This window comes from uncultured Pigmentiphaga sp., from assembly GCF_937950555.1.
Classification (GTDB): domain Bacteria; phylum Pseudomonadota; class Gammaproteobacteria; order Burkholderiales; family Burkholderiaceae_B; genus Pigmentiphaga.
In genome coordinates, this window is record NZ_CALFCW010000046.1 from 72,326 (window position 1) to 89,772 (window position 17,447).

Sequence of the window (17,447 nt, forward strand, 5' to 3'; positions counted from 1 at the left end):
AGAATGGGCTTCCGCGCTAGGTAAGAGCATAGTAGTGCCAACCGTCTACGGCGGGTTCAACTCCGACTCCTGCCATGGGTCGTAGCTACCGAAGTGCCAGACGTAGCCTTCTGGGTCCTGCAGGGTGTACCCTTTGCCGCCGTAGCTTTCCTCCTGGATGGGCCGGACCACCATGGCGCCGGCGTTGACGGCGGTTGCGTAATGGGCGTCGGGGTCGGCCACGATGACGTAAGGCGTCTGGGTCTGGCGGCCTCCGATCTCCGAGGGCTGGGCGGTGATCTTGCGCATGAGCTCGCCCTTGCCCGAGCCGAGCATGACCATGCCGTTGCCGAAAGTCAGTTCGGCATGGGCGATTGCGCCGGAGGCATCGGGCACCACCAGGTGTTTGGCAAAGCCGAATGCCCGGCACAACCATTCGATCGCAGCCGGGGCATCGCGGTATACCAGGCACGGAATGATCGTCGATTTCCCCATGGGGGCCTCCGCGCGAAGAAGGGTCTCGCCAAGACCGTAGCATGCCTCGCCAGGGGGGAACAACCGCGCAATCGTTACGTCTTGGCGGGGTGTTGCCAGGCATGGACCCGCGCGCGGACCGGCCCGCCCGGCCCTGCCGGGAGCGCGCGCGGGGGGATGGTTCGTTGAATATGGGCGTGCCTTGAATACAATCGAAGTTTGGCCCGCGCTCGCGGGCTGGTTCCGGAGCACGCTCATGGCTGGCATTCCCCTCTTTCATTTGGCTTTTCCCGTCGACGACCTGGCCGAGGCGCGCGCTTTCTATGGCGGCCTGCTGGGTTGCCCGGAAGGTCGCAGCTCCGATAGCTGGGTGGACTTCAATTTCTACGGCCACCAGATCGTCGCTCACTTGTCGCCCGGCGAGGCGGGACACCGCAACACGAGTGCCGTGGATGGAGACGACGTACCGGTCAGGCATTTCGGCGCGATTCTCCCCATGCCTGAATGGGAGGCGCTGGCCGAGAAGCTGCGGCGGGCCGGCGTCAAGTTCGTGATCGAGCCTCACGTCCGGTTCAAGGGCGAAGTCGGCGAACAAGCGACGATGTTCTTCCTCGATCCGTCGGGCAACGCGCTCGAGTTCAAGGCTTTTGCCGACCTCAACCAGGTGTTCGCGAAATAGCCCGTCCGGGCAGCGCGCAACCGGGCAGGCGTTTTTCAAGGAAGCGCTGCATGTTGTTATCTTCTCGGGTCTTGCTGGGCTGTGCCGCACCGATGGGCGCGGCGGGCGTGATGCTGGCCGCCATGGCCACCCATCTCGCGGGCGGAGCGTTGTTGTCGACCGCCGCCTTGTTCCTGCTGTTGCATGCCGCAGCGGTCGCCGGGCTGGCGGCCATGGTGCCGCAGTTCCAGCGCGGGCGTGCCGTGCTGGTCGGTGCCACCGGACTCATCATCGCCGGCACGCTGCTGTTCTCCGTCGATTTGGCATTGCGCCAGCTGGCGGGAATGAAATTGCTCTGGGGCACGGCCCCTTTCGGAGGCGGGGCGATGATCGTAGGATGGCTCGGGGTGGCTGTAGCCGCACTCGTTCCCGAACGCTGATCGCGCTGGCGAGCGGGCGCGGCGCAAGCGGGCCTGCGCCGCGGCAAGGCCCGCCGGGTGGGGGGCTTTAGCTGGCCGCAGGCGCGAGTTTCTCCACCCACGCCACGTAGCGATCCACGAACCCTTGGATGAACTTGGCCGTGATCTCGTTCGTGATGCGGCCTTCAGCGTCGATCAATCCTTCGGTGTACTGGACGAAGATGCTCGGCTGGGGCAGCACGGCAACGTCCAGCGCGGACAGCACCATGCGCAAGTGTTCCTGGGCGAGCGCGGTGCCGATCTGGCTGGGCGAGGTGCCCAGGATGCCGGCAGGCTTGCGCGCCCAGGAGTTCTTGCCGGAGGGGCGCGAGGCCCAGTCGATGGCGTTCTTCAGTACGCCGGAGTAGGAGCGGTTGTATTCCGGCGTGAAGAACAGCAGGGCCTGGACGGACTCGACCCGCTGCTTGAACGCGAGCACGGGCGCCGGCATGGCGGCGTCGAGGTCTTGGTTGTACAGGGGCAGCTCGCCGATGGGGATGTCTTCGGTCTGCATGTGTGCGGGCAGGCGCTTGGCGACGGCCTTGGCCAGCTGGCGGTTGATGGAGTCTTTGCGCAGGCTGCCTACGATCATGCCGATCTTGATGGTACTCATGGAGATTCCCGGATCTGGATGTCGAAATAGAGGGCGCGACCAAGCCAAGGCCTCCCCGTGCAGGGCGCGGCCGGGCTCCGGCGCGAGCTTTGCCGGCCCATGATAACGCAGCGGCGGCGCCGGGGCGGGAAGATGGCATCTTGTATCTGCTCATCCATGGCCGCATATTTAAGGCCTCTTCCGGTTTTCCTCAAGCACGATGTCCGTCGTCCGTGTCGTCAGCTATAACATCCACAAAGGGCTTTCGGCCCTGGGCAAGCGCGAGTCCGTGCAGGAGCTGCGCCTCGGCCTGCACGGCTTGCGCGCCGACCTGGCCTTTCTACAGGAGGTCCAGGGGCGCAACGAGCGATCCGGGACGCTGCACGAACAGCATCAGATGCTGGCCGCGGCGCTGCGCTTGGAAGCTGCCTATGGACGAAACGCGGTGTACCGCCACACCGACCATGGCAATGCGCTGTTGTCGCGGTTCCCCATTCTTTCGCACCAGAACCAGGACATTTCCGATCACCGGCTGGAGCAGCGGGGGCTGCTGCACGCACGCGTGGCGATCGGCCGGCACGAGGTGCATTGCTTTGTCGTGCACCTGGGGCTGTTCGCCGGCAGCCGCACGCGGCAGGTTGGCGCGCTGGTTTCCCGCATCGAAGAAGCGGTGCCTTCGGGCGCGCCCATTTTGATCGCCGGCGATTTCAACGATTGGACCAACACGCTATCGGACTTCCTGGTGCGGCGCCTGGAGGTGCATGAGGTATTCGCGACGGCGCCACGCGGCAACAATGTCGAGTTGCCCAGGCTACGGGACTCCGTGCGCATGCTTGGGCAATTGCTGCGCGGCGGCGAGGTCTCGCCTTGGCAATGGCGCGCCGGCATGGCTTCCCCGCCTCGGCTCGGCATGGGCAACGAACTGATCACGCCTCGCCCGCCGCGTACTTTCCCGGCTTTTTTCCCGTGGCTGAGGCTGGACCGGATATACCAGCGCGGTTTTTCCGTGCGGCAGGCGAGCGTGCTGTACGGGCGCCCGTGGTCACGGCTGTCGGACCACGCGCCGTTGCTCGCGGAGCTGGAATTACCCTGAGACGCGCGTCCCTGGCCGGGCGGCGCTGACGCCGGAGGCGGCTGCCAGGAACACCGCAGCCAGGATAAGGCCCGAGGTGGGGCCGTGCGACGGGATCGCCGTGAAGGCCAGGGCGGCCAGCGCTGCCCCCAGTGCCATGCCGAACTGCCGGGCAGTTGCCTGCAGGCCGCCTGCACCCCCGCTGCGGTGTCGCGGTGCGGCGGTCAGCATGGCCCGGTTGTTGGGCGTCTGGAACATGCCGAAACCGACCCCGGAAAGCGCCATGAAGGCCATGACCCAGCCATTGGGCGTGCCGGCCGGAAGCAGGGCGATGACGAGCAATCCGAAAGCCACCAGGCCGGCGCCGACCGAGCACAGGATGGCCGGCGCAATGCTTTCGGCCATGCGTCCCGCGATCGGCGCGGCAATGGCGACGGCCAGGGGCCATGGGACCATCAACATGCCGATTTCGATCTGGCTGCGCCCCAATGCCTGGTGGAAGTAGAAGGGCAGCGAGATATACGAGATGGTCTGCCCGGAAAAGGCGCACACCGAAGCGCCGATCGAGAACGCGAATTGGCGGATGCGCAGCAGGTCGAGCGGCAGCAGCGGCGTGGCTTGCGTGAGTTCGCGGCGCACCAGGGCCACGCCCGCCAGGGCGGCGAGGCAGAGCAGGACCGCTGCAGTCTTGATGTCCGCCAGCAGGCGGTCGATGCCCACTACCAGCAGCCCGAAGGTCGAGCCGCTCAACACGGCGCTGAGCGCGTCGAAAGGCCGCTTGGCCAGTTCGGTCTCGGGCAGCATGCGGCTGCCTATCGAGAGGATGAACAGGCCGATGGGGATGCTGACCGCGAACAGCCAGGGCCATGAGGCGATCGAGAGGATCAGCGAGCCCAGCATGGGGCCTGCAGCCGATGAGGTCGCCACGACCAGCGCGTTGTAGCCGATCGCGCGCCCGAACTGTTTCTGGGAGTAGATGAAACGCAGCAGTGCGGGAGTGACGCTCATGACCGCGGCCGCGCCCAGGCCCTGCAGCACCCGGAACGAGATCAACACGCCGAACGAGCCAGACATCGCACAGCCCGCCGAGGCGACGGTGAACGCGGCCAGGCCCGCGGTGAATATCCGGCGATAGCCGAGGATTTCTCCGAGCGATGAAAACGGCAGCAGCGCAACGACGATGGCCAGCTGATAGGTATTGACGATCCACACCGCCTGCGCCGGGGAAATGCCGAGGTCCCGGGCAATGGAAGGCAGCGCGACGTTGGTGATGGTGGTCTCCAGGACCGTCATCGTCATGGCCAGCATCGTCGCTGCCAAGGCCCAATACTTGCGCGGCGGGGGAAGTCCGTCCAGGAAGTGCATGTTCTTCTTATGCGTACGCCCACCGCGCAGCCGGGCGAGCGGCAGGTCAGCGCACGGGGAAGTTGAAATAGGTGTCCGGATACGGTTCGTCGTCCAGGGTGTAGTGCCACCACTCCTCAGGCAGATTGCGGAAGCCGTGTTTGGCCATCAAGTCCTTGAGGAACTGGCGATTGTGTCGGACAACCTCGGGTAAATCCGGATGGTCAGTATGCGACTTTACATCAAAAAGATCGAACGGAGTGCCCATGTCCACCTCTCCATTGGGCAGCAGCGGGCCTTTCGTGGGCAAGGCGTCCGCGCGCGACGGATCGATGGCGGCGAGGGTCAGGTCGACGGTGCTGCCACGGCTGTGGCCGGAACGTTCGGCGATGTAGCCGAGGTCTAGCAGCGACTCCTTGGCCACGTGGGGGAAATACTCGGCCTTGGTAGGCTGGTGCGAGCCATCGCGTGTCCAGGCCACGAAATCATTGACGGCGCGTTGTGGCCGATAGCAGTCGAACACCTTGAGCGTCAGGCCCTGCGCAAGCAGTTCGCGCTGGACGCCAAGCAGCTTGCGCGCGGCAGGTTCGGTCAGGATGCAGGTGGGAGCGTCGTAGCCCGCCACCGGGCGGCCGAGGAAATTCGCGCTGCCGTGATAGCGGATGTCTAGTCGTACGGTCTGTGCCACGTCGGTCAGGTGCACGAACCCGACGGGCATGGCGGCCGGTTCGTCGGCGGCCTGCGCGGCCGGTGCCAGCAGGGCCGCGGCGGCAAGGCAGGCGCCCGTGGCCTGGGCCAGCGCGTGGCCGCCTTCGCGGGCTTGCTGGCGGGGTTCCTGTGCATGGGGCCGGTTTTTCATGCAAATTCCATGGGATCACGCAGCGCATATTATGCGGCGCGGGCATCGCCGCGGGCGATACGTCACATGCGGTATACTGCCGCCCGTCATTGGGGAGTAGCCGCCTTGCGCGTGCGTGCAAGGGTCTGCGTCAACATGCTTGCCTCACGGCATGGCGCAGACGGTCCTGGACTTGGCAAGACCTTTGATCGCGCATCGACCGGGGGGCCGGGGCTGTTGCGCGGTCATGCGGTCAACCGCCGGCCCGGAGCGCATTGCAACATGGAAGCCTTCCTCGTCTCGACCGGCATCGTGGCCCTGGCCGAGATCGGTGACAAAACCCAACTTCTCGCCCTCTGCCTGGCCGCCCGCTGGCGGCGGCCCTGGCCCATCATCCTAGGCATCTTCACGGCGACCATCGTCAACCACGCCCTGGCAGGCGCCGTCGGAGCCTGGCTCACGCGCATCGTCGGGCCGGAAGCGCTGCGTTGGATTCTTGGGGTGTCATTCCTCGGCATGGCAGTCTGGATGCTGATACCGGACAAGCTCGATGAAGCGGACGCCGGTCGCTTGCGGCTCGGGGTGTTCGGCACTACGGTCGTGGCCTTCTTCTTGGCCGAGATGGGCGACAAGACGCAATTCGCCACCGTTGCGCTGGTGGCGCAGTTCCAGGCGTACTCGGCCGTGGTTGCCGGCACGACCCTGGGCATGATGATTGCCAATGTGCCCGCCGTCGTGCTGGGCGACAAGCTGGCGCATCGCCTGCCGGTCAAGCTCGTGCATGGCGTAGCTGCCCTGATATTCGCCTGTTTGGGCATCGCGGCTTTGCTCGGCATGTTCTAGCGTCGGGCGAGGCCTTGGCCGGCCTGACGAAGCGGGGACGGGACGGTAGACTATCCGTTGTGAGCAGCCGCTCGTCGGGCGGCTGTGCGAGCCGCGTCGTTCCGACTTTGCCCGTGCGCCCCCAGGCGGCGCATGCCTCCATTGACCGAGATGGGTCGGCCAGGCCGACCCGCCTTACCGCCAGGAAAACCATGTCGAATTTCATCGTTCGCAAAGTCGCCGTGCTCGGAGCCGGCGTCATGGGCGCGCAGATTGCGGCCCACTGCGTCAATGCCAAGGTGCCAGTGGTCTTGTTCGATCTGCCTGCCAAGGAAGGTCCCAAGAACGGCATCGTACTCAAGGCGATCGAAAACTTGCGCAAGCTCAGCCCGGCGCCGCTGGGCGCGCCCGATCTCGCCACGCTCATCGAGCCCGCCAACTATGAGGAGGATCTCTCCAAGCTCCGGGAATGCGACCTGGTGATCGAGGCCATCGCCGAGCGCATGGATTGGAAGCACGATCTGTACGCCAAGGTTGCGCCCGCCATCGGGCCGGACGCCATCTTCGCCACCAATACCTCCGGCCTGTCGATTTCAGCGCTCTCCGAGGGAATGGACGAGGGCTTGCGATCGCGTTTCTGCGGCGTGCATTTCTTTAATCCGCCGCGGTACATGCACTTGGTGGAGCTGATCCCGACGCCGCTTACCGACCCCTCCATCCTCGACCGGCTCGAGGCTTTCCTGACCACGGTGCTCGGCAAGGGCGTGGTGCGCGCCAAGGATACGCCCAACTTCATCGGCAACCGGGTCGGCGTGTTCGGCCTGCTCGCCGCGATGATCGAGGCAGAGAAATTCGGCCTGACCTACGATGTCGTGGACGATTTGACGGGCGCCAAGCTTGGACGCGCCAAGTCGGGTACCTTCCGCACCGGTGACGTGGTTGGCCTCGACACGCTGGCGCACGTCATCAAGACCATGGAAGACTATCTTCCTGGCGATCCTTTCGCCGCCCATTACGGCACGCCGCCAGTGCTGGCAAGGCTGATCAAGGAAGGCGCGCTCGGGCAGAAGACCGGCGCGGGGTTCTTCCGCAAGGAAGGCAAGGCCATTCTGCGCCTGGATCCTGCCGCCGGCCAATACGTCCCGGCCGACGGCAAGACCGATGACGCCGTTGCGCGCATCCTCAAGAATCCCGACGCCGCGCAGCGGCTGCGCGCGCTGCGCGAGAGCGATCATCCCCAGGCCCAGTTCGTATGGGCGCTCCTGCGCGACACCTTCCACTACATCGCCGTGCACCTGGCCGACATCGCCGACACGGCGCGCGACGTGGACTTCGCGATGCGATGGGGCTTCGGCCATGGCATCGGGCCGTTCGAACTGTGGCAGCAGGCAGGCTGGCTGCAGGTTGCGGAATGGGTTGCGGCCGACGTCGCCGCCGGCAAGTCGCTGTCGAGCGCGCCGCTGCCCGCCTGGGTCACGAGCGGACCGGTGGTCGAGCGCGGCGGCGTGCACGTGCCGGAGGGGTCGTGGAACCCGGCGGCGCGCCGCTTCGAGGCGCGTTCGGGCCTGCCCGTCTACCAGCGCCAGGTGTTCCGTGCCGCCCTCGCGGGCGAGGGCATCCAGCCGCTCGCGTCCGGCCGCACCGTTTTCGAGGACGAGGCCATTCGGTTGTGGACGCTGGATCGCGCCGGACTCGACGATGTGCTCATCGCCTCGTTCAAGACCAAGATGCACACCATCAGCTCGGCGGTCACCCTGGGCTTGCTGCGTGCCGTCGACCTGGCCGAGGAAAGCTACCGCGGCCTGGTGATCTGGAATCCGGGCGAGCCGTTCTCGGCGGGTGCCGACCTGCAGGCCATGATGCCCTTGTTCATGAGCGGCGGCGTGCAGGCCATCGCTCCCGAACAGGAGCGGTTGCAGCAATTGATGCTCCGCCTGCGCTACGCACAGGTCCCCACCGTGGCCGGGCTGGCAGGCATGGCCTTGGGCGGCGGTTGCGAACTGTCGGTTTATTGCGCGCGCCGCGTCGCCCATTTCGAGACCTATCTCGGCCTGGTCGAGGTGGGCGTGGGGCTCATTCCCGGCGGAGGCGGCCTGACGTATCTTGCGCGGCGTGCGGCCCAGGAGCACGCGTCGGCGCCCGACACATCGCTGTTGCATTTCCTGAAGAAATACGCGATCCAGGCTGCCACGGCGCAGGTATCCAAGTCCGCCATCGAAGCCCGGCGCATGGGGTATCTGCTGGAAGATGATCCTATCGTCTTCAACGTGCATGAGGTGCTGTACGTGGCAATCCGGCAGGCGCAGGCCTTGCACGAAGCCGGTTGGCGGGCGCCCTGGAAAGAGCCGTTTGCGGTGGCAGGCAGCGAGGGCATCGCGACGCTGGCTTCGCAGCTCGTCAACATGCGCGACGGCGGATTCATTTCCGAGTACGACTATCACCTGGGCCGCGCCATTGCCGAGATCCTGTGCGGCGGCGATATCGAGGCGGGTTCGCTGGTAGATGAACAGTGGATCATGGCGCTCGAGCGCCGGACCTTCATGGCGCTGCTGAACGAACCCAAGACGCAAGAGCGCATCACCGGCATGATGCAGACCGGCAAGCCCGTCAGGAATTGACCGCGCCCGTGCCCCGGCGCGCGGTCTCGACGCCGTCCTTGGCTCGTTACCGCGGCGGCCGCGGGCCATCGCGAGATAGGTTGAGGCGCCGCGCCGCGTCCCGGCGCCAATGAAGAACAGACCGAAGGAGAATGGGATGTCTCGACAATTGCAGGATGCTTACGTCGTCGCCGCCGCGCGCACGCCGATCGGCAAGGCGCCGCGCGGCGCGCTCAGGACGGTGCGGCCCGACGACTTGCTGGTGCACGCGATCCGGGCGGCGCTGGCGCAGGTGCCGGGGCTGGACCCGCAGCGCATCCAGGACGTCATCGTCGGCTGCGCCATGCCCGAGGGCGCGCAAGGCTTGAACGTCGCGCGGATTGCTTCCTTGCTGGCGGGGCTTCCGCAAAGCGTGGGCGGCGTGACGGTGAACCGGTTCTGCGCCTCGGGGCTGACCGCCGTTGCCATGGCCGCAGACCGCATACGCGTGGGCGAGGCGGACGTGATGATCGCCGGCGGCACGGAGTCCATGAGCATGGTGCCCATGATGGGGTTCAACCCCTCGGTCAATCCGCGCGTGTTCGAGGGCGATGAAAACATCGGCATTGCCTACGGCATGGGCCTGACGGCCGAGAGAGTCGCCGCCCAGTGGAGGGTCTCGCGCGAGGACCAGGACGCCTTCGCCCTGGCATCGCATCAGAAGGCGCTGGCTGCGCAGCAGGCCGGGGAGTTCAAGGACGAGATCGCGCCGATCGCGGTCGAGACGCATAGTCCCGATCTCGACGCGCAGCAGGTCGTCACCCGCAAGCGCACCGTATCGCTCGACGAAGGCCCGCGCGCCGACACCAGCGCCGAGGCGCTCGCCCGGCTAAAGCCCGTGTTCGCGGCTCGGGGAAGCGTGACGGCGGGCAACAGTTCGCAGACCTCGGACGGCGCCGGCGCGTTGGTACTGGTGTCCGAGCGTATCCTGGAAGAATTCAACCTCACGCCGCTGGCGCGCTTCGTCACGTCGGCGGTGCGCGGCGTGCCGCCGGAGATCATGGGCATCGGCCCCAAAGAGGCGGTGCCGGCTGCGCTCAAGCAGGCCGGGCTGTCGCTGGGCGACATCGACTGGATCGAGCTCAACGAAGCTTTTGCCGCGCAGTCGTTGGCGGTGATCCGGGACCTCGGCCTGGACCCGGCCAAGGTCAACCCCATGGGCGGCGCCATTGCATTGGGGCACCCGCTGGGTGCAACGGGCGCCATACGTGCGGCCACCGTGGTCCATGCATTGCGACGCCGCAACTTGAAGTACGGCATGGTCACGATGTGCGTCGGGACGGGCATGGGCGCTGCCGGCATCTTCGAGCGCGTCTAGCGGCGGCCGGAGGCGGCAGGCGATTGCCGCACGTGGCCGCGCCGCATCGCGTGGCGGCTTGCGGCGAGTGTCAGATCGGCTCCATGCCGTTCTGGCGCTTGATTTCGGCGGTATCCGGGCTGGTCATGAAGTCGAGCAGGGCGCGGACGGCGTCGGGCTGTTCTGACGCCGTGGTGATGCCGGCCGAGAACGTGGTCAGGATCTGGAGCTCGGGCGGCAGCGGGCCGAGGATCTCGATGCCGGGGATGTTCAGGAGTTCGCTTCGCTGCTGGAAGCCGAGCGCCACCTCGCCTTTTGCGATGAGCGTGCCGACGGGAATGCCGGGCTTGGACTGGATCGCGCGATCTTTGATTTGATCGGCGATTCCCCAGCGTTCGAACAACTTGGTCAGGTAAACGCCGCTCGGGCCCGTGGAGTAGCCGACGGATGCAGCATCGAGCACCGCCTGCCGGACTGCCGCTTCCGAGCTGATGTCCACCCGCGGCGCGCCGGCCCGCACGGCCACATAGACGCCGGATTGCACCAGGTCGGTCCGGCTGCCGGCAAGGATCCGGCCGGCCTCGGTCAGCTGGTCGATGACATTGGCGGCCAGCACGACGGCGTCGAACGCTTCGCCTTCGCGCACGCGCTTGGCAGCGTCCACGCCGCCGACAGCTTCGACGATGATTTCCTGGTCATGCGATTGCCGGTACTTGGAGACGAGGTCGGCAAGCAACTGTTTGGTTGCGATCGAGCAAATGATGCGGATCTGGGAGGCCATGCGGTTCGCTTCCTATAGATGGGCCGGCGACATGAGACGAGAGGCCCGCGCCTGCGCCAAATTAAAACATACGGGAATCCGCCCCCTGCCACCGGCGCGAGCCGGATCCGGGCCGGCACCCGACGGGAGATGCCGCACGGGTATAGTGCAGACAATCCTTTACGATGTACCGGTTTTCGGTCGTCTTGAGTCCGCGCACTTTGCCTGACCCCCGCCTGATTCGATTGCGTCGCATGAAACTCGGCGCGCTCGGCCTGCTTGCCGCGGCGCTGGCTGGGTTCGCGCTCAGCCATGCAATGGGCGGCCAGGGCCCGTGGGCCTGGGTGCGCGCGTTCTGCGAGGCGGCGGTCGTTGGCGCATTGGCGGACTGGTTTGCAGTGGTCGCACTCTTCAAGCGGCCGCTTGGCCTGCCCATTCCGCACACGGCCATCATTCCCAGCAACAAGGCTCGCCTGGCCGACAACCTGGCCGTTTTCGTGCGGGACCACTTCCTCGATCCCGATGCGCTCCTCCAAAGGCTGCAGGTCTTTGACCCGGCGAGCCGGCTCGCAGCGTGGCTGGGCGAGCCCGCCCAGGCGCGCGCAGTGGCGGGCATGGCGCGCACTTGGTTGGCGCAGGCCCTCGACCTGCTCGACGAGCGCGCCGTGCGGACGGCGATGCAGGAGTTCGTGGTGGCCCGGCTGCGTGCTTGGGACGCCGGTGCCACCGCGGGCGAAGTGATGGGGTTGCTGACGCGCGACGGACGGCATCACCAGCTATTGGACGAAGCGCTGCGCCGCCTGGCCGGATACCTGGACGAAGAAGGGGTCAAGGCGCGGGTTTCTGCGCTCATGGTGAAGTATGCGCGCAAGGAGTGGCCCCGCATCGTGCGAACCCTGGACCTGGTCAAGCCGGTGGATGGCATCGCCGACAGCCTGGCCGACAAGCTCGCGCGCGCCATGATGGACGAATTGCATGAGGTCCTGTCGCGTCCGGACCACCCGATGCGCCGGGACTACGAAGCCTGGGTCGAGGCATACATCGCCCGCTTGCGGGATGACCAAGCCCTGCGCGCGCAGATCGACCAGATCAAGTCGCGACTGATCGACCAGCCGACCGTGCGTGATTACGTGCAAGGCTTATGGGACGAGATCCACGCGTCCTTGCGCCGCAACCTCGAGAGCGAGGATTCGCCGCTCGCGCGGCACCTGGAGCATAGCCTGCTCAAATTGGGTGGCCACCTGGCGGCCAATCCCGGCTTGCGCGCGGCGATCAATGAGCACGTCATGGCCGGCGCGCGCAGCCTTGCGGACCGGTTGCGCGCAGGTGTCACGGAACACATCGCCCAGACCGTCAAGGACTGGGATGAACGGCGATTGGTCGACGAGCTGGAGCTGAGCGTAGGCCGCGATCTGCAGTACATCCGCTATAACGGCACCTTGGTCGGAGGCCTGATTGGCGTGGCGCTGCATGCGCTGGTCGTGGCCCTGGGCGGATGAACTTCACGCCGCATCGTCCGGCACCAGCGGGCGGCGGGGCGGCGCATCGCGCAGCAGGCGCGCCGCGACGACCGTCGTGCATGCCATGAGCACGGCGCCGATGGCTGCGGTGAACTGCAGTGCGTCCGTGAACGCGGCGCGGGCGGCCGCCAGCACGGCGTCCGCGTTGGGGCCGGACAGGGAGCTGGCCACGGCCACCGCACCCCCCAGGGTCGATGCCGCCGCGGTGGCCAGGTCCGTCGGCAGCTCGGCTGGCATGGCCTTTGCCAAGCCATGCCGGTAAATCACGGTGCCGAGGCTGCCGAGCAGGGCGATGCCGAGCGCGCCGCTGAATTCGGCGCCGGTCTCCGAAATCGCCGAGGCGGCACCGGCGCGCTCGGGCGGCGCGGAGGAGAGAATGATCTCATTGCCGATGGTGAAGACGGGCGCCATGCCCAGGCTTATGACGACCATGCCGGCAATGATCGCTTCGAGCCCATAGGCACCGTCCGCGCCCAGGAGCAATACGAAGCCCACTGTCGCCATCGACAGCCCACCCATCACGATGCGCAGCGGCGACATGTGTCTTGCCAGGCGCGGCCCGAGCAGCGATCCAGCCACGAACCCGATCGCCCAGGGAACGGTGGCCAGTCCGGCGCGCAAAGGGTCGAGGCCCAGCACCAATTGCAGGTATTGGGTGATGAAGATGTAAACCCCGAACATCGCCAGGCCGGACAAGGAATAGCTGGCGATGGCCGCGCAAAAGGCAGGCCGCCGGAACAGGCTGGTATCGAGCAGCGGATAGGCCAGGTGGCGCTGCCGGCGGACGAAGGCCGTGCCTATCGCCAGGCCCGCCGCAATGGCTGCCGCCGCGGTCCAGTTCCAGCCGTGTTGCGCGATTTGCTTGAGCCCGTAGATCGTGGCCAGCACTGAAGCGAGCGAGCACGCGACGCTCAGCGCATCGACGCGGCCGGCCTGCGGGTCGCGATACTCGGGCAGCAATATCGGGCCCAGCGCCAGCAGGAGCAGCATCACCGGCACGGCGACCAGGAAGACCGATCCCCACCAGAAAAACTCCAGCAGCACCCCGCCCACCAGCGGCCCGATCGCGCCGCCGACCGAGAAGCTGGCCATCCAGACGCCGATGGCGAATTGCCTTTCATGCTCGTCGTGGAACATGTTGCGGATCAAGGACAGCGTGGACGGGGCCAGCGTGGCGCCGGCCAGGCCAAGCAGTGCTCGCATGACGATCAGCATCCCGGCGCTGTCGGAGAAAGCCGCGATCGTGGAAGCAACGCCGAAGGCCGCCGCGCCGAGCAGCAAGAGCTTGCGGCGCCCGATCCGGTCGCCCAGCGTGCCCATGGTGATCAGCAGGCCCGCCACGAGGAAACCATAGATATCGATGATCCACAGCAATTGAGAGCTGGTGGGATGCAGCTGCGCGCTGATGGCCGGCACTGCGAGGTTCAGCACGGTCAGGTCCATGGCATACACCAGGCAGGGCAAGGCGATGACCGCGAGGCCTATCCATTCTTTGCGAGTCGCTTTTGCGGGGGAAACAGAGGTCATGAATCAAAGATGCGGGTGAGCGATGCCAGGGGGCGCGGCAGGCTTCATGCGGAGCCGCCATCCAGCTTTCCGCCTGGCACCAGGGCTTCGGCTGCGCGCGCCAAGAGGAGTTCCTGTTCCTTGGCGTTGCGCGTCATGGCTGCCGCGCGAAGGAACTCCTCGCGGGCTTCTTCGCGGCGGCCGAGCTTGAACAGCAGGTCGCCGCGTACGCTCGGTAGCCAATGATAGTTCGCCAGGGCCGGATCGTTGCGCAGCGCGTCCACGCGTTCGAGGCCCGCTTGCGGACCGAAGGCCATGCCGAGGGCCACTGCCCGGTTCAGTTCCACCACCGGCGAGGGCGCCACTTCGGCCAAAGCGTCGTAGAGCGCGACGATCTCTTCCCAATCTGTCTCCTCGGGACGGCGTGCGCGGGCATGGCAGGCCGCCAGCGCTGCTTGCAGCGCGTAGGGGCCACACGCGCCACCCAGCGCCTCCGAGCGGGCGAGGGCGGTGAGTCCGCGCCGTATCAGCAGCGGATCCCAGCGCGTGCGGTCCTGCTCCAGCAGCAGCACGGGACGGCCGTCGGCTCCGATGCGAGCGGGGATGCGCGAGGCCTGCAGCTCCAGCAGCGCGCACAAGCCGTGGACTTCGCTGTCATCGGGCGACAGTTCGGCGAGTATGCGCGCCAGCCGCAGCGCTTCGTGGCACAGCGCAGGGCGCATCCAGTCGTCGCCTGCGGTGGCGGAATACCCTTCGTTGAAGATGAGGTAAATCACTTCGAGCACGGATGTGAGCCGGGCCGCGCGGTCTGGTCCGCGGGGAACTTCGAACGGGACTTTGGCCGCGGCCAGCGTGCGTTTGGCGCGCACGATGCGCTGCGCGATGGTCGGCTCCGAAACGAGATAGGCGCGGGCGATTTCCTGGGTAGTCAATCCGCCCAGCAGGCGCAGCGTGAGCGCGACCCGCGCGTCGGCGGACAGCACGGGATGGCAGGCCGTGAAGATGAGGCGCAGCAAATCGTCGCCTACGTCGTCTTCCCGGGCGGCTTCCAGGCGGTCGGCCGGATCCGGCGCGTATTGCTCGCGCAGCACGGCTGCCTCATGGCCGAACTCCTCCTGCCGGCGCGCATGCAGGCTCGCCTGCCGCAACCGGTCGAGCGCCCGGTTTTTCGCCGTTGTCATGAGCCAGGCTCCGGGATTGTCGGGGATGCCATCGACCGGCCAGCGTTCGAGCGCGGTGACCAGGGCATCGTGAGCCAGTTCCTCGGCCAGGCCCACGTCGCGCACCATGCGTGCGACGCCGGCGATGATCTTGGCCGACTCGATGCGCCATACGGCCTCGATGGCTTGGTGGGTCGCCGCGTTCGTCACGTTCACCCTTGCTGGACGGTGTCAGGGTCCATGTAGAAGACCTCCCAGATGTGGCCATCGGGATCGTCGAAGCTGCGCGAATACATGAACCCATGGTCCTGGGCCGGGCGCGTCGCCTTGCCCCCGGCCGACACCGCCTTGGCGACCAGCTCGTCGACTTCCTCCCGGTTGTCGCAACTGAGCGCGAGCAGCACCTCCGTGCTGCGCGTAGCGTCGCTAATTTCCTTGTCGATGAAGGACTGGAAAAAATCTTTCGTCAGCAGCATGGCGTAAATGTTTTCGCAGATGATCATGCATGCCGCCTTGTCGTTGGTGAACTGGGGATTGAAGGTAAAGCCCAGCTTGCCGAAAAAATCCATGGAGCGGGGCAGGTCCGCCACCGGCAGGTTCACGAAAATTTGATTGCGCATGGGTACTCTCCTTTTCTCGTTCGTGGCGAGGGCGTCCGCTCAGCGGCGCCCGGTTTCGATGCGGCGGAAACGGTCGATCGCCTCGCTATGCTCGAAATCCTCGAGCTCGTAGAGTTCGCGCACTTCGATCTCGCCGTCGGCGGTTTCGCCCATGGGGGCCGGAAAGCGGCTGGCCCATTCCCTGGCCTCTTCGCGGGAACGTACCTCGATCAGTGTGTATCCTGCGATCAGCTCCTTGGTTTCGGCAAACGGGCCGTCGATGACCGTGCGCTTGCCGTTCCGGTATTGGATGCGCCAACCGTGGGAGGACGGCTTCAGGCCGCTGGCGTCCAGGAGCACGCCGGCGCGTGCCAACTCCTCGTGGTAGGTCGTCATCGCGTTCAGCAGGGATTCTTCGGGCATGACGCCCGCTTCGGTGCCGGGCGTGGCCCGGACGATGATCATGAATCGCATGGCGGTATCTCCGGTGGGGTGCAAGCCTTTCCCAGGCTCTCGTCCGGACGACGATCGAGCGTGGGGCGGATCGACACCGCATGGGCGTTCTTCCGGGAAAATACCTAGCCGGGATCCTGTCGCGACGGGGCTAGCGGTAGCAGGGGGCGACTTCCCGGACTTCGATCGTGCACCATTCCGCCGCCGGGCAGGCTTGGGCGATCGCCAGGGCCTCCTCGCGGGTCGCGCAGTTCAGCAGGAAGAAGCCCCCTATCATCTCCTTGGCCTCGGCAAACGGGCCATCGACCAGGCGCACGCGGCCGTCCTGCTTCCGGACGCGGACGGCATGGGCCTGCGAGGCCAGGGACTCCGCGGCGATCAGCTGCCCACGGGCTTGGAGATCGTCCCGGAATGCAAGCATGCGATCGTAGAGATCGCGGCCTGCCTGTTCGGTGCGTTCGGCACGCTGGCCGATGGGTTCGACGACGAGGAGCATGTAGGCCATGGAGCTCGCTAGGGCAAGGGCGGCGCGGCGGCCACGATGGTGGAGCGCCGATTCTTGCAGATTTCCGCGGGTTTTTCACGGCCCGGGGCAGGCTAGGTCGGCTGGGCGCCGGCGGGGGCGTCCGATTTCTCCACCGTGGCAAGGGCCGCGATCAGCTTTTCATTGAATGCGGGCAGGTCCGCCGGCTTGCGGCTGGTGATCAGGTTGCCGTCGAGCACCACTTCCTCGTCCACCCATTCGCCACCTGCGTTGCGGATGTCGTCCTGCAAAGAAGGCCAGCTCGTCAACTGCCTGCCGTCGACCAGGCCGGCCGAGATCAGCAGCCATGCGCCGTGGCAGATGACCGCTACCGGCTTGCCCTGGTTGTGGATGGCCTGCACGAAACGGCGGGCGCCTTCTTCCATCCGGATGACGTCGGCATTGAATACCCCGCCGGGTACCACGGCGCCGGCGAAATCCCCCGGCTCGGCGTCGTTCCAGCTGAGGTCCACCTTGAAGCTATCCGCCTTTTCGTCGTGTTTCATGCCGCGTATGCGGCCCGCCTCGGCCGACAGGATGCGCACCGTCGCGCCGGCTTGCTCCAGGGCCTCCTTGGGGCTCGTCAGCTCCACTTGTTCGAAGTTGTCGGTCGCCAAGATGGCGACGCTCAATCCTCGCAACGCCTTTTCCATGAATCGTCTCCGGTGGGGATAGAGCACGTGCTCGAACCGGACGGGCAGCAACCTCCGTGCCCGGAAACGGGGCGGTCGAGGGTGTTCGGGATTACCCTAAACG

At 66.4% G+C, this 17,447-nt stretch carries 18 protein-coding genes and 1 riboswitch; of the genes, 7 read left to right on the plus strand and 11 right to left on the minus strand.

All coding sequences use genetic code 11. The features are described 5' to 3' along the window. Nucleotides 1-45: 45 nt before the first annotated feature. Entirely contained in the window at nt 46-474 is a 429-nt protein-coding gene (locus Q0319_RS12310) for a VOC family protein (RefSeq protein WP_296465186.1), read from the minus strand. Between the two features lie 235 nt (nt 475-709). Between Q0319_RS12310 and Q0319_RS12315 the strand changes: the two genes are divergently transcribed. Continuing rightward, a complete protein-coding gene (locus Q0319_RS12315; protein WP_296465183.1) occupies nt 710-1,132 on the plus strand; it encodes a VOC family protein in 423 nt (140 codons plus the stop codon). Between the two features lie 50 nt (nt 1,133-1,182). Further along, the gene (locus tag Q0319_RS12320; RefSeq protein WP_296465180.1) at nt 1,183-1,551 is read left to right on the plus strand and encodes a DUF423 domain-containing protein; all 369 of its coding nucleotides are present in this window, start codon (nt 1,183-1,185) and stop codon (nt 1,549-1,551) included. Nucleotides 1,552-1,618: 67 nt separating this feature from the next. Here Q0319_RS12320 and Q0319_RS12325 read toward each other — a convergent pair whose 3' ends face one another. Next, nucleotides 1,619-2,182, minus strand: coding sequence for an NADPH-dependent FMN reductase (locus Q0319_RS12325; RefSeq protein ID WP_296465177.1), 564 nt, complete (start codon nt 2,180-2,182; stop codon nt 1,619-1,621). Nucleotides 2,183-2,381: 199 nt separating this feature from the next. On the opposite strand from Q0319_RS12325, the gene Q0319_RS12330 reads away from it, so the two are divergent. Further along, nucleotides 2,382-3,254 carry an endonuclease/exonuclease/phosphatase family protein gene (locus tag Q0319_RS12330; RefSeq protein WP_296465174.1) on the plus strand — a complete coding sequence of 291 codons (873 nt, stop codon included), beginning with the start codon at nt 2,382-2,384 and terminating at the stop codon, nt 3,252-3,254. On the opposite strand, the gene Q0319_RS12335 is transcribed toward Q0319_RS12330, so the two are convergent. Both Q0319_RS12335 and Q0319_RS12340 read right to left on the minus strand, forming a co-directional pair. After that, entirely contained in the window at nt 3,246-4,598 is a 1,353-nt protein-coding gene (locus tag Q0319_RS12335) for an MFS transporter (protein WP_296465171.1), read from the minus strand. The genes Q0319_RS12330 and Q0319_RS12335 overlap by 9 nt on opposite strands. Nucleotides 4,599-4,644: 46 nt before the next feature. After that, a complete protein-coding gene (locus Q0319_RS12340) occupies nt 4,645-5,436 on the minus strand; it encodes a M15 family metallopeptidase (RefSeq protein ID WP_296465165.1) in 792 nt (263 codons plus the stop codon). 79 nt (nt 5,437-5,515) lie between these two features. Then, nucleotides 5,516-5,651: riboswitch (yybP-ykoY riboswitch) on the plus strand. A gap of 46 nt (nt 5,652-5,697) precedes the next feature. Between Q0319_RS12340 and Q0319_RS12345 the strand changes: the two genes are divergently transcribed. The 3 genes from Q0319_RS12345 to Q0319_RS12355 all read left to right on the plus strand — a co-directional run bounded on the left by Q0319_RS12345 (nt 5,698) and on the right by Q0319_RS12355 (nt 10,191). Further along, nucleotides 5,698-6,258, plus strand: coding sequence for a TMEM165/GDT1 family protein (locus Q0319_RS12345; RefSeq protein ID WP_296465162.1), 561 nt, complete (start codon nt 5,698-5,700; stop codon nt 6,256-6,258). A 191-nt stretch (nt 6,259-6,449) separates the two neighbouring features. Continuing rightward, complete coding sequence (locus Q0319_RS12350; RefSeq protein WP_296465159.1) at nt 6,450-8,855, plus strand: 3-hydroxyacyl-CoA dehydrogenase NAD-binding domain-containing protein; 2,406 nt, start codon at nt 6,450-6,452, stop codon at nt 8,853-8,855. A gap of 136 nt (nt 8,856-8,991) precedes the next feature. Continuing rightward, nucleotides 8,992-10,191 carry an acetyl-CoA C-acyltransferase gene (locus tag Q0319_RS12355; RefSeq protein ID WP_296465154.1) on the plus strand — a complete coding sequence of 400 codons (1,200 nt, stop codon included), beginning with the start codon at nt 8,992-8,994 and terminating at the stop codon, nt 10,189-10,191. A 70-nt stretch (nt 10,192-10,261) separates the two neighbouring features. Here the strand turns inward: Q0319_RS12355 and Q0319_RS12360 are convergent, their stop codons facing one another. Beyond that, complete coding sequence (locus Q0319_RS12360) at nt 10,262-10,951, minus strand: substrate-binding domain-containing protein (RefSeq protein WP_296465152.1); 690 nt, start codon at nt 10,949-10,951, stop codon at nt 10,262-10,264. A 164-nt stretch (nt 10,952-11,115) separates the two neighbouring features. On the opposite strand from Q0319_RS12360, the gene Q0319_RS12365 reads away from it, so the two are divergent. After that, the gene (locus Q0319_RS12365) at nt 11,116-12,429 is read left to right on the plus strand and encodes a DUF445 domain-containing protein (RefSeq protein WP_299452923.1); all 1,314 of its coding nucleotides are present in this window, start codon (nt 11,116-11,118) and stop codon (nt 12,427-12,429) included. Nucleotides 12,430-12,432: 3 nt separating this feature from the next. Here Q0319_RS12365 and Q0319_RS12370 read toward each other — a convergent pair whose 3' ends face one another. From Q0319_RS12370 to Q0319_RS12395, 6 genes are all read right to left on the minus strand, one after another. Continuing rightward, on the minus strand, nt 12,433-13,977 hold the full coding sequence (locus tag Q0319_RS12370) for an MFS transporter (protein ID WP_299452925.1): 1,545 nt from the start codon (nt 13,975-13,977) through the stop codon (nt 12,433-12,435). A 44-nt stretch (nt 13,978-14,021) separates the two neighbouring features. After that, the gene (locus tag Q0319_RS12375) at nt 14,022-15,326 is read right to left on the minus strand and encodes an RNA polymerase sigma factor (protein WP_299452927.1); all 1,305 of its coding nucleotides are present in this window, start codon (nt 15,324-15,326) and stop codon (nt 14,022-14,024) included. 2 nt (nt 15,327-15,328) lie between these two features. Then, entirely contained in the window at nt 15,329-15,736 is a 408-nt protein-coding gene (locus tag Q0319_RS12380) for a VOC family protein (protein ID WP_296465141.1), read from the minus strand. Nucleotides 15,737-15,775: 39 nt separating this feature from the next. Beyond that, nucleotides 15,776-16,189, minus strand: coding sequence for a YciI family protein (locus Q0319_RS12385; RefSeq protein ID WP_299452930.1), 414 nt, complete (start codon nt 16,187-16,189; stop codon nt 15,776-15,778). A gap of 130 nt (nt 16,190-16,319) precedes the next feature. Next, nucleotides 16,320-16,673, minus strand: coding sequence for a YciI family protein (locus Q0319_RS12390; RefSeq protein ID WP_296465137.1), 354 nt, complete (start codon nt 16,671-16,673; stop codon nt 16,320-16,322). A 92-nt stretch (nt 16,674-16,765) separates the two neighbouring features. Beyond that, nucleotides 16,766-17,344, minus strand: coding sequence for a type 1 glutamine amidotransferase domain-containing protein (locus tag Q0319_RS12395; RefSeq protein ID WP_296465135.1), 579 nt, complete (start codon nt 17,342-17,344; stop codon nt 16,766-16,768). Between the last annotated feature and the right edge of the window lie 103 nt (nt 17,345-17,447).